The sequence below is a fragment of the Endozoicomonas sp. SESOKO1 genome (assembly GCF_024606265.1).
Classification (GTDB): Bacteria; Pseudomonadota; Gammaproteobacteria; order Pseudomonadales; family Endozoicomonadaceae; genus Endozoicomonas.
In genome coordinates, this window is the sequence record NZ_JAHHPP010000018.1 from 19,907 (window position 1) to 36,628 (window position 16,722).

At 49.9% G+C, this 16,722-nt stretch carries 12 protein-coding genes; 3 read left to right on the forward strand and 9 right to left on the reverse strand.

The window, feature by feature from the left end; genetic code table 11:
* Positions 1-41: 41 nt before the first annotated feature.
* The 3 genes from KDK13_RS01280 to KDK13_RS01290 all read right to left on the reverse strand — a co-directional run bounded on the left by KDK13_RS01280 (position 42) and on the right by KDK13_RS01290 (position 4,125).
* Positions 42-1,196 carry a pentapeptide repeat-containing protein gene (locus KDK13_RS01280; RefSeq protein WP_257282944.1) on the reverse strand — a complete coding sequence of 385 codons (1,155 nt, stop codon included), beginning with the start codon at positions 1,194-1,196 and terminating at the stop codon, positions 42-44.
* Between the two features lie 58 nt (positions 1,197-1,254).
* Complete coding sequence (locus tag KDK13_RS01285) at positions 1,255-3,558, reverse strand: zinc/cadmium/mercury/lead-transporting ATPase (RefSeq protein ID WP_306670960.1); 2,304 nt, start codon at positions 3,556-3,558, stop codon at positions 1,255-1,257.
* A gap of 84 nt (positions 3,559-3,642) precedes the next feature.
* On the reverse strand, positions 3,643-4,125 hold the full coding sequence (locus KDK13_RS01290) for a helix-turn-helix transcriptional regulator (RefSeq protein WP_257282947.1): 483 nt from the start codon (positions 4,123-4,125) through the stop codon (positions 3,643-3,645).
* A 191-nt stretch (positions 4,126-4,316) separates the two neighbouring features.
* Between KDK13_RS01290 and KDK13_RS01295 the strand changes: the two genes are divergently transcribed.
* Positions 4,317-5,999, forward strand: a complete 1,683-nt coding sequence (locus KDK13_RS01295) for an NAD-dependent malic enzyme (RefSeq protein WP_257282948.1) — start codon at positions 4,317-4,319, stop codon at positions 5,997-5,999.
* A 480-nt stretch (positions 6,000-6,479) separates the two neighbouring features.
* On the opposite strand, the gene KDK13_RS01300 is transcribed toward KDK13_RS01295, so the two are convergent.
* Complete coding sequence (locus KDK13_RS01300; protein WP_257282949.1) at positions 6,480-6,839, reverse strand: nuclear transport factor 2 family protein; 360 nt, start codon at positions 6,837-6,839, stop codon at positions 6,480-6,482.
* Between the two features lie 739 nt (positions 6,840-7,578).
* On the opposite strand from KDK13_RS01300, the gene gorA reads away from it, so the two are divergent.
* Positions 7,579-8,946, forward strand: coding sequence for a glutathione-disulfide reductase (gene gorA, locus KDK13_RS01305; RefSeq protein WP_257282950.1), 1,368 nt, complete (start codon positions 7,579-7,581; stop codon positions 8,944-8,946).
* Between the two features lie 206 nt (positions 8,947-9,152).
* On the opposite strand, the gene KDK13_RS01310 is transcribed toward gorA, so the two are convergent.
* The 5 genes from KDK13_RS01310 to KDK13_RS01330 form a co-directional block, all read right to left on the reverse strand.
* A complete protein-coding gene (locus tag KDK13_RS01310) occupies positions 9,153-10,109 on the reverse strand; it encodes an ABC transporter ATP-binding protein (RefSeq protein WP_306670961.1) in 957 nt (318 codons plus the stop codon).
* 4 nt (positions 10,110-10,113) lie between these two features.
* The gene (locus KDK13_RS01315) at positions 10,114-11,130 is read right to left on the reverse strand and encodes an ABC transporter ATP-binding protein (protein ID WP_257282951.1); all 1,017 of its coding nucleotides are present in this window, start codon (positions 11,128-11,130) and stop codon (positions 10,114-10,116) included.
* A 31-nt stretch (positions 11,131-11,161) separates the two neighbouring features.
* Complete coding sequence (locus KDK13_RS01320; RefSeq protein WP_257282952.1) at positions 11,162-12,082, reverse strand: ABC transporter permease; 921 nt, start codon at positions 12,080-12,082, stop codon at positions 11,162-11,164.
* Positions 12,083-12,094: 12 nt separating this feature from the next.
* Positions 12,095-13,021: a nickel ABC transporter permease gene (gene nikB, locus KDK13_RS01325; RefSeq protein WP_257282953.1), complete on the reverse strand. Its 927-nt coding sequence runs from the start codon at positions 13,019-13,021 to the stop codon at positions 12,095-12,097.
* 88 nt (positions 13,022-13,109) lie between these two features.
* On the reverse strand, positions 13,110-14,627 hold the full coding sequence (locus KDK13_RS01330) for a glutathione ABC transporter substrate-binding protein (protein ID WP_257282954.1): 1,518 nt from the start codon (positions 14,625-14,627) through the stop codon (positions 13,110-13,112).
* 478 nt (positions 14,628-15,105) lie between these two features.
* Between KDK13_RS01330 and KDK13_RS01335 the strand changes: the two genes are divergently transcribed.
* The coding region (locus KDK13_RS01335; RefSeq protein WP_257282956.1) for an NEL domain-containing protein at positions 15,106-16,722 on the forward strand (1,617 nt) is incomplete at its 3' end.

The window sequence follows — 16,722 nt, forward strand, 5'->3', positions numbered from 1 at the left end:
GGTAGCTGCTGAGACACGGGTATTTTCCACCTGTCAGCCGGTTACTCAATCATTGTATCCGGGTCGATTCTGGTATTGTGCAGTTGCCACTGCCCAATATCAGAGTCTCTTATAATCGCTCCGGCAAAATGACTTCTGCTGAAGTGAGCATCGGTCAGGTCGGTATGCTCGATCAGCCAATGATTCAGATGGCAATGGCTGAATGTTGGCGCTTTTTCCACACTGAAACAGTCGGTGAAAACCCCTTCTTTGAAACTGACCTGGTTGAATACGGTATTATCCAGTTGGGCGTTGGTTAAGCTTACCCGTTCCCAAAGACACCGGGATATTTCGGTATTGGCCAGACTGACAGACTGCAGTTCACAGTCAGACATCGTCACTTCGTTAATTTTTGCATTGGAAAAAAACGGCCCTTCAATAAAACTTTCACACCCTTTGAAGGACGTGTTGTTTATCACCGCATTGTTGAATGATGTTTTGGTAAGCGTACAGTGACGAAACTCCATATCCTGAATCTCTGCATGTGAGAAATCCGCATTATCAAAGAATCCGTGGATAATATGACTGTTGTATAAGTGTATTTCCCGGCAGGAACTGTTGTGGAAGGTTTGTGCGGTCATATCACAGCTCTCGATCACCGCCATATCCAGCATGGCATGATCAAAGTTTGCTGCAGAAAGGTCGGTATCAATGACTCTGGCGTTGGTCAGGTTGGCGTGCCGAAGGTCGGCACCATTGAGATTACAGCCATCCAGAATGCAGTCCCGCAGATCGGTATGCCGAAAATCGGCACCGCGGAGGTCACAGTTTTTCCAATGAACGCCACGCAGTTTGCCGGACCGGAATTTACAGCGCTTCATCAGGCTGTTTTTAAAGCGCATGCGCTCCAGATCCCGATGGTTCAGAGAAAGCCCGGTAAAGTCGGATTGATCCGGGGCAGTCCACCCCGGGTGGAGACTGTCCAGCAATGCCCGCTGTTGCGCCGCTTTCTCTTTTTCCTGCTCCAATTGGGAAGCAGGGCCTGATGTCTGTTGAACCTGGTACTCGCCAACCTCTTTTTTTACGAGAATGGTGTTATTGGCGGTTAAACCAGAGGTTTTGAGTCCGTCGGTATCCAGAATGTTGTGGTTACCAGAAGTTGCTGAAGCCTTCTTCTCTGGCAAAGACTTCGATGATCTACGTTTTTTCTGTGGCACAGGTGGAAATCTCCGGACGAACTCATTTCATTGTGAGTCGCCCGGAACGATTAAAGGTTTAGCCCTTCTTTTTGTTTCGCAATAGCCTCAGGGCGTTGGCGGTGACCAGCGCGGTGGCACCGGTGTCGGCAAGAACCGCAACCCAGAGTCCGGTCATGCCCAGCAAAGTCGTGACCAGAAACAATGCTTTACTGCCCACAGCCAGGAAAATGTTCTGGCGGATAATGGCCATGGTGGAACGGGAAAGACCGATAAGGTCAGCCAGTTCTTCCACCCGGTTGTGGGTAAGCGCACAGTCAGCGGTTTCAAGGGCGACGTCGGCACCTGATCCCATGGCAATCCCGATATCTGCCGTTTTCAGCGCGGGCGCATCGTTGATGCCGTCACCGATCATGGCAACCCGGCCTTTTTCTTTCAGCCGCTCTATTTCAGTAGATTTATCACCGGGCAGGAGACCCGAACGGTATTCCATTCCCAACTGACTGGCGATGGCTGCTGCAGCACAGGGGTTGTCGCCAGTGAGCATGATACTGTTGATACCCATGGCTTTAAGGGCTGCGATGGCATTTTGGGCCTCGGTTCTTGGGTTATCCCGAAGGGCAATCAAGCCCACCAAATCCCCTTCAACCGTTACCATGGCAAGGGTATTACCCTGCTCTTCAAGCTGTTCGATCGTCTGTTGAGCGCCTGCAACCGTGTCAATACTGTCCTGTAAGTGTCGTGGGGAACCAACAACAACCATTTTACCCTCAACCTGGCCCTGAACACCCAGCCCGGCTTTGGCTTCAACTTCACTGGTGGCAGGTAGCCTGATATTCATCTCATCAGCCCTCGCTACGATGGCCCTGGCAATTGGATGTGCTGAACCGGACTCAACGGCTGCCGCAAGCCGGAGGACTTCCTGCTCCGACATAGACTCTGGATAGAATGCTGAGCGGCCAAACGATGCGATGTGAGTAACGGCAGGCTTGCCTTCTGTGAGTGTGCCGGTTTTATCAAAGGCGACCGTTTTTACCGAGCCGAGAAGCTCAAGAGCTGCACCACCCTTGATCAGTGCACCATTTCGAGATGCCCTTGCCAGGGCAGAGGTAACAGCAGCCGGCGTTGAAATCACCAGTGCACATGGGCAGGCGATAAGTAACAGTGTCAGCGCTTTGTAGATCCATTCCACCCAGGGTCCGGCAAATACCAGTGGCGGAACAAACGCCACCAGTACTGCCATAAACATCATTAATGGGGTATACCAGCGGCTAAAGGCATCAATAAAACGTTCAACCGGGGCTTTTCGCTCTTCAGCTTCTTCGATAAGACGGATTATACGGTCAACGGCGCTTTCTCCAGGTTTTGAAATCACCTTGAGCCGGGCTACCCGGTCCACAGACAGTGAGCCAGCCATCACAATCTCACCGGGGTTATGTTCTACAGGAACCGATTCGCCGGTTAACGCGCTCTTATCGAAGCTAACGTCAGGCGTCAAGAGTTCACCATCAGCGGGCAGACGACTGCCCGGTAATATTTCGATGATGTCTCCCGGTTTCAGGGTATCGGCGGAAACCGCTGATTTATTCCCATCTCTGTCAATGAGGAACGCTGTTTCCGGTGTCAGCGCCATCAGCTTCTGGACACCCTGCCTAGCCCTCCCTGCAGCAAACGCTTCCATATGCTCACCGATCATGAACAGCAGAAGCACCATGGCTGCTTCAACGGTTTCACCCAGAAACAGAGCACCAGTGGCAGCAATGCTCATCAGGGTTTCGATGGAGAAGGGAGAGCCACTTCTGGCTAATAGCCATGCCTTGGTGGCAACAGGGTAAAGCCCCCAGAGTGTGGCCAGATAAAACAACACGTTGCCAGCAACCGGAAAGGTTCCCTGAATCAATACCGCGACCAGCATAAATAGAGCCAGTGAAATAATGTGCCAGTATTTTTTCAGGAAACTATCGGCTACAGGTTCATGAGCAACGTCGTCTTTCACCGAAAAGCCCAGTTCTCGAATGGTTTTAAGGATGTTGTTATTGATGTCGCTATTGATGTCGCTATTGATGCCGCTATTGATGCCATCATGGATACTTGCCCGATTATCAACCTTAACCAGCAGGCGCTCCGTTGCGAATGTGACCCGGGCCCCGGTCACACCATTCAGCCCGTTTACGGCATTCTCAATTTTGGTGGCACAGCCCGGGCAGTCCATGCCAGTTATGATCCAGCTAAGCTGCATGCAATCGGAAACTGAAGCAGTCTGATGGTCTATTGCAGAACCTTCTGACTGAGTGTTATTGCTGCAGCATGAAGATGCAGCACCGCTGCTTTTCATTGTGTCGCTCTGTGGGCTTGCACTTTGAGTAGCTGGGCAGGATGGCATGACTTCACTCGCATTGATATAAGAATAATTTTATATAAATTTAAATTTATATGTATGGTGCGTCAAGCCATGAAATGAATATTCTTACTGACGCTCCTTGACATGATTGGCCAGGTCAAGAATGACATGACGGATATGGTAGTCATCCAACCCATAAAGCACCTGCTTTCCTTTACGGGTTGATTTCAGGATTCGGGCTTCCCTCAGACTGCGCAGATGATGGCTGGTTAAAGGCTGCGACATACCCGAAATTTCGGACAGACAGCATACCGGCTGTGGTTCTTCAAGGCAGGCAATGACCAGCTGTAGCCTTTTGCTGTCCCCGAGAAGCTGAAAAATTTTTGCCAGTCGCTCCATGTCTTGTTCAGACAATTCCGGTAGCTGAGAACAACAGGTTTGATGCATATCGACCATAGGCGTGTCCGAATCCTGGAATATGATCGGTAATGGTATTGCGCTGTAAACGCTTAGTCTATTTTCCTGAGCCTGTATCAAAGGTCGATAAACGCTTTTGGTAATTTCCCTATTCTCGGTCAGCCTCCTCAGGGTAAAATCCATCACATCCATGGGACATTCTGTTTTTCAGGCAGTTGCTGCCGACGTTATACATGTTTATTTCGGTTATTCCGTTTGTTCTGTTCCTGCACTGAGGATTATCCTTTGTGCCTCTGCTGACACTGACTGTTATATCAGCAGTTCTGGTTACGCCTTTCTTGAAAAAATGGCTGAAAAAATGGCTGAAAAATCATAGGAAAAAAATGAGCGCACACGACCAATGCATCCATACTGGCCTCACAGGCCGTTTGTTGCTGGAAAACTCCCTGCTGAATAAAGGGACAGCTTTTTCCGTGGAGGAACGGAGTGAACTGGACCTTCATGGCCTTCTGCCGCCAAGGGTAGAGTCGATGGAGGAACAATGTCGTCGAGCTTATAAGTCTTTCTCAATCAAGCCTACGCCGATACTGAAGCATATCTACCTGCGCTCATTGCAGGATACCAACGAAACACTGTTTTATGCCCTGTTGCAACGCCATCTTCAGGAGATGCTGCCGATCATCTACACACCGGTTGTGGGGCAGGCCTGTCAGCGCTTCAGTGACCTCTACCGTCGACCAAGAGGCATCTACATTTCCTGGCCCCAGCGTGAACATATCTCAGCCATGCTGGCCAACTTCAAGCGTAATATTGAAGTGATTGTTGTCACTGATGGTGAGCGTATTCTGGGTCTGGGTGACCAGGGTATTGGCGGTATGGGAATCTGTATTGGCAAGTTGTCGCTCTATAGTGCGGTGGGGGGAATTGCACCGAACAAAACACTGCCCATCGTACTGGATTGCGGAACCAATAACCGACAGTTGCTGAATGACCCGAATTACCTGGGGTGGCGACATGAACGCATTGCAGACGATGAATACTATGCGTTTGTGGATGACTTTATCCGCGCACTGAAACGTCGCTGGCCAAAAGCGCTGTTGCAGTTTGAGGATTTTGCCATCAACCATGCAACACCACTTCTGGAAAAATACCGGGATGAACTCTGTTCTTTTAACGATGATATTCAGGGTACTGCGGGTGTGACGGCTGCATCACTGTTGGCGGCGGCCAACGCCTCTGGCAAGTCCATTGAGGACATGAAAATTGCTTTCCTTGGTGCCGGCTCAGCCGGTTGCGGTATTGCCGAGCAGCTGATCCGCCTGATGGTTGGCCGTGGGCTCAGTGATGAACAGGCCCGTCAGCGAATATTCATGGTTGACCGACATGGCGTACTGAATGATCAGATGGAAGACCTGCGGCCATTCCAGCAACGATTGGTGCAGAGTTGTGAAGAGCTCCGCCAATGGAGTTGCGATGAGAATCCGGGATTACTGGATGTTGTTACTCATGCAAAGCCTGACGCCATTATTGGGGTGTCAGGTCAGCCAGGGCTGTTCACCCGGGAAGTCATTGAGAAAATGGCTGAGAACCATGAGCGACCCATCGTTTTCCCACTGTCAAACCCAATCAGCCAGGTTGAAGCGACACCGGAAAATATTATTCAGTGGAGCGAAGGTCGAGCGTTGATTGCGACTGGCAGCCCATTTGATCCGGTTGAGTACAACGGTAACCAGTACCCGGTCGCTCAATGCAACAACATCTACATCTTCCCGGGGCTGGGCCTTGGTGTTCTGGCCAGTGATGCTGAAAGAGTCTCCGATGGCATGCTGGACGCGGCGGTTGAAACACTGGCCATGGCCTCGCCAGCCGTTATGAATCCGGAAGCAGCGCTTTTGCCTGAATTGAACCGTATTCACCAGGTGACCTGTGAAATAGCGATTGCCGTTGCCAGAAAGGCGCAGGAAGAGGGGCTGGCACCAAAATGTGAACAAACAGCATTGGAAGCAAGAGTCAGAGGCAAGCGTTGGAGTCCTGAATATCGTCGAGTCTATCTGTCTGATTCCTGAAGGTAGAGTCTGGGAGAAAGGGAATTACGTGAAAGTATATAAAGAAGGGTAAGCAGATAAGTTTACAAACGACCAGGCATCTTTATTGTTGTTATTGACTGACAGATGTCTGGTATGTCCCGTTGCCTTCCTGAGGGTGCAGTCTTCGAAAAAGCTGCGGCAATCTTTTTAACATCCCACCAATTTGCCAGTTGATGTCCTTCAGTATTCTGCAAACTTATCTGCTTTAATCACCGACCTGCTGTTTTTGTTATTGTTGGCCAGAGCTTGCCATGTTGTTGTTATTGTTTGGCGTTTTTTTGTTTTCGACAGGTCATCTACAAAGGGTGTGCCAAAAACGACTCTGACTGATTAACTGGTTGATAAATTTGGATTAAATATTTTTTCGTCTCTTCGTCCAATCCATGGACAAGGTGTAATCTGTTACTTGTTGAGTACTGGGTTGGGAAGATTGTAACCCGGGTAACAGGCTAAAATGGATCAGGCTTTATGCACTTCTATACGACTGATCAACCCTTCATTAGAGAAAAAAATCCTTTCTATACCCGGTACATTCACAGATTCATCCGACTCAGGATCAGTCCCCGTTCTGACAAATTCAAGCTCGACACAACAGCCATTAAGGCTTCGGTAACTGTTGACATACCAGTTCACGTCGGGGATTTTTGAAAAAAAAGTGGTCATCATATCGAGAATCGCGGCCTTTCCCAGAAAGTCGCCAAGAAATGCCGAGTAGTAACTGGCACTTTCATCAAACATCGGAGATATCCAGTCCAGCCTGTGGGCATTGGACAGAGCAACATAGGCTCTGGCAGCTTCAACTTGTTCATCGTTGGTCATAATTTGAGATGCCAATGGTTTGTGAGTAGATACCCAAAACTCACAACATAGCACTAACTCGACATATCGACCTGCTTCAAGTTGTCACGGGATGTATGGTGCCTGAAAAATAAAGTAGATAGTTAACTCAGACGGGGGGAGATGTTTATGGAATTAAAAAAATAAACAAACAGACAGGTTTACAGATACGCAGAAGCTCTTTATTTCTTCCTTGTCGAATGCCCGCGCTGCCTTTTGTAGCCTGTTACCAGGCTCAGTCAGTCTTCTCGGCTTTCTTATCCCTGTTTGTCGGCTACCATGAAGCACCGTGCAAACCTGTCTGTTTGAGTCACCCGGCCTTATATGATTATTTTTGTAGGCTGGGAGTCGTCATCATTATTATTGTTATAATCTGATGATTTTTGTTCTTGCCTGACATGTAACAATTGGCGTGCCAGTTTTTATAAAAGTTGTTGCAGGCCTTGGTAAATAAGGGGTAAGCAAGAAACGAGAAGTTTATGGATAGATGACTGGTGTTGTTTTCCTGTTACTGCGTTTACCCACTGAGTGTAACCTTCGGAATATACGTAACAGATACAGGCTGGTGTATCGTTTCCGTTGATTAATTAAGATTGCTCATGTTGCCGTATAGGTATCAAATGCATGTTGATACTTTAAATCAGGCAGTCTGACCTTATAGAGTAGTCAGAGATTTTTTCCAGGCGGGCTTTTTCGGCTCTGCAAAGACCAGGACAATAAAATGACGACATCAAACCACTTTGATTATCTGGTAATCGGCGGTGGAAGCGGTGGTATCGCTTCAGCAAACCGTGCAGCTATGTACGGTAAAAAGGTGGCACTTATAGAGGCTAAGTATCTGGGAGGAACCTGCGTGAACGTAGGGTGCGTTCCCAAGAAAGCCATGTGGTTTGCCGGACAAATTGCTGATGCCTGTCGTTATGGGCCTGACTACGGCTTTGATATCAGTATTGACGAGCAATTGAAGTCATTCAGCTGGAGTAAGCTTGTCGACAGTCGGGAGGCTTATATCAGTCGTATACATGCTTCTTATGAACGGGTCCTGGGTAACAATGAAATTACCGTAATAAACGGCTATGGACGATTTGTTGATGCCAGAACGGTAGAGGTGAATGGTGAGCACTACACAGCAGACCATATCACCATTGCAACCGGTGGTGAGCCCCTGATTCCAGACGTTCCCGGAGCAGAATACGGTATCGATTCCGATGGGTTCTTTGAACTGACTGAGCGCCCCGGCCGGGTGGCTGTATTGGGTGCCGGTTACATTGCTGTTGAACTGGCCGGTGTGTTACACGCACTGGGCAGTGAAACGCATCTGCTGGTTCGTAAACACAAACCATTGCGTAATTTTGAAGAGATGTTGTCAGATACGCTGGTGGAAGTGATGGAGTCCGAAGGCCCTCAGCTGCATACCCACTCAGTACCAAAAGAAGTTGTTAAAGAGGACGATGGAAGCCTGACTGTTCATTTGGAAAACGGTAACTCATTGAATGTTGATACGGTGATCTGGGCTATAGGCCGTAAGCCGCATACCTCTGGTATTAACCTAGGTGCAGCAGGTGTTACGGTGGACGACCGGGGTTATATTTCTGTTGATAAATATCAGAATACCAGTGTTGATGGAATTTATGCCGTGGGTGACAACATCGGCAAAATTGAATTGACTCCGGTTGCCGTTGCTGCAGGCCGTCGTTTGTCAGAGCGCCTGTTCAATAATAAGCCGGATGAGCATTTGAACTACGACAATGTGGCCACGGTTGTCTTCAGTCATCCTCCTATCGGTACCGTGGGTTTAAGTGAGCAGGCTGCTCGCGAAGCGTACGGTGATGAGAATGTCAAAGTCTATACCAGCCAGTTTACGGCGATGTACAGCGCATTGACCAGTCATCGCCAGCCATCACGAATGAAGCTGGTCACTGTGGGCGCGGAAGAAAAAATCGTAGGAGTCCATGCGATTGGACATGGTGCCGATGAAATGCTGCAGGGGTTTGCCGTGGCTTTAAAGATGGGGGCTACCAAGGCGGACTTTGATAACACTGTTGCTATTCATCCAACCTCTGCTGAAGAGTTTGTTACTATGCGATGAGCTGTTGTTGTGAAAACTCATAAATGTTTTGGCAACTCATAATTATTCTGGCAACTTCCTGAAACTCAACCATTACTCTGACCCAAAACACGATGCAAGGAAGAGTTTGTTTTTTTATGTCTTTGCACGGCTCCTGCCTGCAAGATTCCGTTTGATGAAACCGGCGTCAGTGATCTCACTCTACGCCGGTCGTCGTTTTTTGAGGGTCAACCTTTCTCGACCATGGCACAGGCAACAAAGTGCCCTTTATTGATCTCGTTAAGATGAATCTCCCTGGAGGTACACTCCGGCGCTGCATACTTGCAACGTGGCGCAAAGCGACAGCCGGGAGCCGGGTTGATGGGTGAGGTAATTTCACCCTGCAACACCTCACGTTCCATCTTATGGTCCAGATGAATCGAAGGAATGGCCGATAACAAGGCCCTGGTATAAGGGTGAGTCGGGTTGCTGAACAAATCCCTTGCTGGTGCTTTCTCAATCAGCTGCCCAAGGTACATAACCGCGATTTCATCGGAGAAATGCTTAACCACCGATAAATCGTGAGTAATGAAAATATAAGTGAGGCCAAGCTGTTCCTGCAGATCCTGCATCAGGTTGAGAATCTGCGCCTGGATGGATACATCCAGCGCCGATACCGGCTCATCACAGATAATGAACTTTGGTTTCAGCGCCAGCGCCCGGGCTATACCAATACGCTGTCGTCTACCACCGTCCAGCTCATGAGGGTAAGTATTGACCAGTCGAGGGCTCAGGCCAACCAGTTCCATTAATTCTGCGACACGTTCAGTAAGCTCCCGCTTGTTCTTCACTTTGTTGTGAATCAGCAGCGGCTCACCAATGATCTCACTGGCGGTCATCCGGGGGTTCAGGGAGGCAAAGGGATCCTGGAAGATAATTTGCATATCTTCACGCAGCCGTCGCATCTGATCTTTGCTGAAGTGACGAATATTCTGCCCGTCAAACAGAATTTCGCCATCGGTCGCTTCGAGCAAACGCAGGATGACCCGGCCGGTTGTGGACTTACCGCAACCTGACTCACCGACAATGCCCAGGGTTTTACCTTTCCTGATGGAAAAGTTAACGCCATCCACCGCATGCAACATGCCTTTGGGGGTCGAAAAATATTTCCTGAGGTTTCTGACTTCCAGAATAGTGTCTGACATAACCTTACCCCTGCACCCTGTTTACGTCTGTTTGCTCTACCATCGACTGCAACATAAGACAGCGGGCAACATGGCCGGTTTCCGTCAATACCGGCTCTGGTTCTGATACCGAACAGGTTGCCGTTGCATCCGGACAACGGGGGTGGAACTTGCAACCGGACGGTGGGTTCGTTGGGTCCGGCATCATGCCCTTAATGGGCTTTAGTCGTCCAACCGAGTGATCGAGATCGGGAATCGAAGCAAACAGGCCCTTGGTGTAAGGATGTCTGGTATTTTCATAGACATCCCGAATAGCACCACTCTCTACCACTTCACCGGCGTACATGATCGCAACTTTGTCGCATACCTGGGCAACAACACCCAGATCGTGGGTGATCAGAATCATAGCGGTATGGTAACGGTTTTTCAGATCCTTCATCAGATCCAGTACCTGCGCCTGAATGGTGACATCCAGTGCCGTGGTCGGTTCATCAGCGATCAGCAGGTCCGGGTTACAGGCAAGGGCAATGGCAATCACCACCCGTTGTTTCATCCCGCCAGAAAACTGGTGCGGAAAGTCTCCGGCGCGGGCAGCGGGAATGCCCACCATCTCCAACATCTCGCCAGCTTTCTGGAAAGACGCTTTTTTGCTCACCCTTTCGTGGATAAGGATCACTTCGGCAATCTGCTCCCCGACCGTCATTACCGGGTTCAGAGAAGTCATGGGGTCCTGGAAAATCATGGAAATCCGGTTACCGCGGACGCCACGCATTTTCTCTTTTGGCATTTGCAGCAGGTCTTCACCATCAAAAACCACTTTACCACTGACAATTCGACCCGGAGGATTAGGCACCAACCCCATAATACCAAGAGCCGTTGTCGTTTTACCGGCACCGGTTTCTCCGATCAAACCCAGGGTTTCCCCCCGCTTCAGGCTGATATTCAAGCCATTGACCGCGTAGGTGGTTTCACCATCCACTTCATACACGATACTGAGGTCTTGAATAGACAACAGATCCTGTTTGCTTGCTTGTTCTGTCATAGCATTTCTCTAATAGAACGTTAGGTATCTGTTAATGTTTCAGTCGTGGATCAAGGGCATCACGAAGACCATCACCCAGCAGGTTCAGGGCAAGAATCGTGATCATAATGGTCAGACCCGGGAAGGTCGTCACATGCCATGCATGGCGCAGATACTGACGACCACCGGCAAGCATTGCCCCCCACTCCGGTTCGGGTGGCTGAATACCAAGGCCAATAAAGCTCAAACCCGCTGTGGACAAAATGGCACCCGCCACCCCCAGCGCACCCTGTACAATGACCGGCGACAGACAGTTAGGAATGATATGGCGGAAAATAATCCGCAGGTCACTGGCACCAATAGCCCGGGCGGCTTCGATAAATTCCTGGTCACGAATGGTCAGCACGGATGCCCGCACCACACGTGCGTAGGTAGGGACGCTGGAAATCGCGATGGCCAGCATCAGGTTCATCAGGTTGGCACCGAGGGCGGAAACAATGGCAATGGCCAACAGAATACTGGGGACTGCCAGGAAGATATCCATCACCCGCATGATGACGTTATCCATCTTGCCGCCATAGTAACCGGCCACCGCACCGAGCCCGCCTCCCATGATAATGGCGATGGCCACAGAGAGCACACCCACCATCAGGGAGACCCGGGTGCCGTGAATGATCCGGGCAAAAATATCCCGGCCAAACTCATCGGTTCCCAGCCAGTACTGGGCACTGGGTCCCTGCAGACGATCAGCAAGATTCTGGGCAATAACCACCGTTTCATAGTCTGCAATCACATCGGCAAAGATGGCCGCCAGCACCACCAGCGTGATGATAAACAGACCCAGCATGGCCATCTTGTCACGCTTTAGACGACGCCAGACCTCTAACCACTGGCTGCGTTTCTTTGGCGCCCCTTTTGCCGGGCTGTTTTCCGGCTGGACCTGTACCGGATCCAGTGTCATTTCCTGAGACATGATTCTTGCTCCTTAGGCGTACTGGGATTTGATACGAGGGTCAACAAAACCGTACAGCAGATCCACCAGCAGGTTGACCAGGCTGAACGTGGTGGCAAGGAATACCACGGTACCCAGGACGGTTGGTGCATCTTTCTGGCGAATCGCGTCCACCATCATCCGGCCAACGCCTGGCCAGGAGAACACGGTCTCGGTCAGTACCGCACCACCGAGCAACATACCAAACTGCAAACCGATCACGGTGATCACCGGGATCAGGGCATTTTTCAGCGCATGGCGGTTAATCACCACATTCTCAGCCACACCTTTGGCGCGTGCCGTACGGATGTAATCCTGACGAATGACTTCCAGCATGGAAGAACGGGTCATCCGGGTAATAATGGCGGCAGAACCGGTGCCCAGAGTGATGGCGGGCATAATCAGCGAACTCCAGCTGGAATACCCACCGGAGGGCACCCAGCCCAGGTTGACGGAGAACAACAGAATCATCATCAAACCCAGCCAGAAGTTGGGCATGGAGACACCCAGCAGGGCAAAAAACATCGAACCGCTGTCAACGATTGAATACTGTCGTGTAGCAGAGATAATCCCGACGGGGATACCAATAAGCACTGCAATCACAACCCCCAACGCGGCAAGGATCAGCGTGTTAGGGAACCGGGAAAAAATTTCATCAAATACATCACGGCCACTGGTGTAGGACTGGCCCAGGTCACCCGTCGCCGCATTGCCGACAAAGCGGGCATAACGCAGCAAAAACGGATCATTCAGCCCCATTTCCTCGCGCAATTCGGCGACGGCTTCGGGCGGTGCATTTTCCCCAAGAATCAATTGCGCCGGATCGCCTGGGGTGAAGGACATGATGGCAAATACCAGCAGGGAGACACCCAGTAACACGGGTATCAGCAGCATTAGCCTTTTGAGAATAAATCTATGCATGGTTCACCTTGGATCCATCGATAAAAATATTTTTGCCGGGCAGAAAGCTCACGCTGCTGGAAAGAGCAGCGTGATGGTCAGATGCAAATTAGCCCTGGAAGCGGACACCCCTGATTTTGTGGTGACCGGCAGGTGCCATGCTGAAGCCAATAACATCCTTCTGGATACCAATGTTCTGGTACTGGTCATAGATGGAGAATGTTGGCACTTCGTTTTGCAAAATTACCTGGATTTTGCCGTACAGTTCTTTTCGTTCGCCGGCGTCAGTAGAAGTACGGGCCTGATTCAGCAGTTGATCTACCTCTGCATTGCTGTAGAAAGAACGGTTCCCGGCACCGCCGTGGGTAGCGGAGTTGAACAGTGCATAGAGACCATAGTCGGCATCGCCGGTTACCGTTACCCAGCCCATAATGAACATGTCGTGGTCACCACGGGAGGTACCGTCCAGGAATGCGCCCCACTCCACCACTTCGATGGCCATATCAATACCGATCTGGCGTAACTGGGCCTGCAGAACCTGGGCGATCTGCACACGGGTAGGGTTGTCGTTGGTCCAGATTGAAGTTTTGAAGCCGTCGGCATAACCCGCTTCTGCCAGCAGCTCACGGGCCTTGTCGAAGTTCTGCTTGTATCTGTCGATATCCGGGTTGAAACCAAATACCTTGGGACCAATCGGTGAGCTGGAGGGTGAACCGGCACCCAGCAGAACCGCTTCGACAATGTCATCAGCGTTGATGGCATAGGAAATGGCCTGACGTACTTTTACATTGTCGTAGGGTGCTTTTTTGGTGTTGAAGCCCAGGTAGGCAACAGAGAACGACTCTTCTTCCACCAGCGTCAGGTTTTCCTTGCTGCGGACGGTGTCTTTGTCGATGGGTTCAAGGTCATAACCGATATGGATTTCGCCGGTTTCCAGGGCGATGGCACGGTTAGTGCCTTCCGGAATATTACGGAAGATAACGTTAGGAATTTCCTGTTTGCCACCGTAGTAATCATCGAAGGCTTTCAGCGTGATGCGATCACCCACAGCCCAGTCAACAAACTGGTATGGGCCGGTACCCACTGGCTGCTGGCCATAGCTGTCACCTGCCGCCTTAACGGCTTTCTCATTGAGAATGGACGCAGCAGTGTGCGTGAGATGGTAGAGCAGAGGGCCAAAAGGCTCTTTGGTGATGACGTTCACTGTGTAGTCATCAACCACTTCGACAGCGCTGATGGCGTTGACGATATGGGCAACCGTTGGCGAGGCGATCATGGTTTCCAGGGTGAACTTAACGTCAGATGCCTTCAGTTCTTCACCATTATGGAATTTGACGCCTTTTCTCAGTGTAAACTGGGTGGTTTTGTCGTCCAGACTTTTCCAGGATTCAGCCAGGCCCGGCACAATGTTCATGTCCTTGTCGGTCTCAACCAGCTGGCTATAAATCTGTACCGCCACCCGGGAAGAAGGCTGGTCATTGGTGGCATGGGGATCAAGGGTCTTGGCATCCGCGCCCTGGCCAACCACCAGCGTGTCTTTCATCCTGACCGCTTCTTCTGCTCCCCCGCAAGCGGAAAGGACTACTGCCATGCCGATGGCTATGGCAGTCTTTACTGCTTTTATCATCACTACGCCCATCAATATTTCTAATTTATGATATGGAACTACCAAATAAACGCTGGTGCATCGACCGTCGTGTTGCCAAGCGCGGTATACAAGGCCTTTATAGGTAGCCATTCAAGATATTGCGATGTATCTGCACGAAAAAAATCAAAAAAAAATCTCGCTAAGCGAGTATAAAATAAGATTTTTTTCTTAATATTGATTTAAATCAGATATTAATCATGAATGGTAAGGAGCCTGCGTTATCGTTACTGACTAATCGGTTAGTGCCTTATGTGAACATAAATGGTTATCTTCTTGCATTGGAAAATCAGACACCCCTGTTTTATCAATTGGGGATTGTCTTCTTGATTTGAAATTTTTCAATTAATTCAATTTGAATATAAATCCGGGTGGGAGGGAAAAACATAACCCATTAAAGCACTACCAGAAAATACATCGAGTACTTTGAAAAAGTTAATAATGATTTCAAGGAGGAATTATGAATACCAACGCAATCACTACAGGCACTATGCTTATAGCAGCCACGTCATCAAATGATGACAATAATAATATTGATAATAACCATGTCGACGGCCAACCATACATCCCCCAGGCTGAAGCCGCTTCTTGCTCATCAGAAACTGCATCATTGGAAGAGCGTGTTGCCCTTGAGGTAAAAACGGTGACCCCAGAGGAATTCTTGGAGCTTTTTCAACAACAGAGTTTTTCCAATGATGTCCATTACCGGCTTGAGGGTGACTTTAGCCCTTACTTTCCCCCGGACTCCCCGGAAAGGGAGCTCGACTTGAAACTGCCCAGGCACCTCACGGTGACGGGCGACTTAAATCTTTCAGAATGCAAAGGCATGAGGGCCTTATCCGAAAATCTCACCGTGGATGGGAATTTTATTATTTGCCAGCTCACCGAGCTGGAGACCCTGCCCGAGAAACTCTCCGTTGGGCAATACCTTACTATTTTCTTTTGCGAGGCGCTGTTGAGGCTGCCAGATAATCTCCACGTGGGAGAGACGCTTGTTGTTTCGAGTTGCCGAGGCCTGAGGGAACTGCCCGAGAATCGCCTCAACGTGGGGGGGCACATTTTTCTGAATGGATGTACCAGTCTGTCAGCCCTGCCTAACTGGATTACCACCATGGGACTAACTTCATCGGGTGAGGTTCGTCGTGTAAACATTAGTGATACCGGGTTGTCAGATGAATTGTATCAACGTATATCCAACATGCCGCAGCCCGAAGGAATGCAGTTTGATTTTGACATGGGCACAGGGAACCCTGCGCATGAGTTTACAACACTGCAAGAAGGCCTGGATTTTTGGCGGGAGTTGGCCTCAACCGATGCAGTAACACCGGAGCTTAAGCTCAGTCCTGACCAGACTGGTCACCTTATTGATTTTCTGGTGCGACTGACAGGCACTGCAGATTACAAGAACCTGGCTACCCGTCCTGTCCTGGCCCAACGGATAATGGCGGTCATGTCATTACTGGCCGATAATGGCCAGTTTCGGGGTGAAGCCCTGTATCGTATCCAATATGCCGTCACTTCCTGTGATGACCGGGTGATCCTGACCCTGGATAATCTGGAAACATTACAATTACTGACCTCTGCCCAAACCCTGGCGGTTGAAAAGCATGACCCCACTGAATTGAAGGCGCTGGGCCGGCAAATGATGATTCTGGAGAAGATCAAGACAATCGCCAGAGCACATATGAAAACACTCACCTTGGTGGATGAGATTGAGGTTGAGCTGGCGTTTTGGATTGAGTTAGGCAAGTTCTTCGGGATTCCCGGATCAACTCAACATATGTTATTCCGTGGTTGTGCTTCTGTTAACGATGATGACATTGCCAGTGCTCGTGCCAACATTGAAGAAACCTGCACCGATGCAGCGCTTGAGACTTTTCTCGCCCAATGGGAACCCTGGCAGAAATTTCAGCGCCAGCTGGCAGTGCGGCCCTTTGATCAACTTAAACCAGTAACCGTAGACCGTATTGATGACTGTGCTTTGCTTGGTGACAAAACCGATAAAATGGTTGGGCTGGGTAGTGTCCATGTTGATTACGACAGCCTTGTCAAGAGTTACCTGCTCAATGGTGAGAAC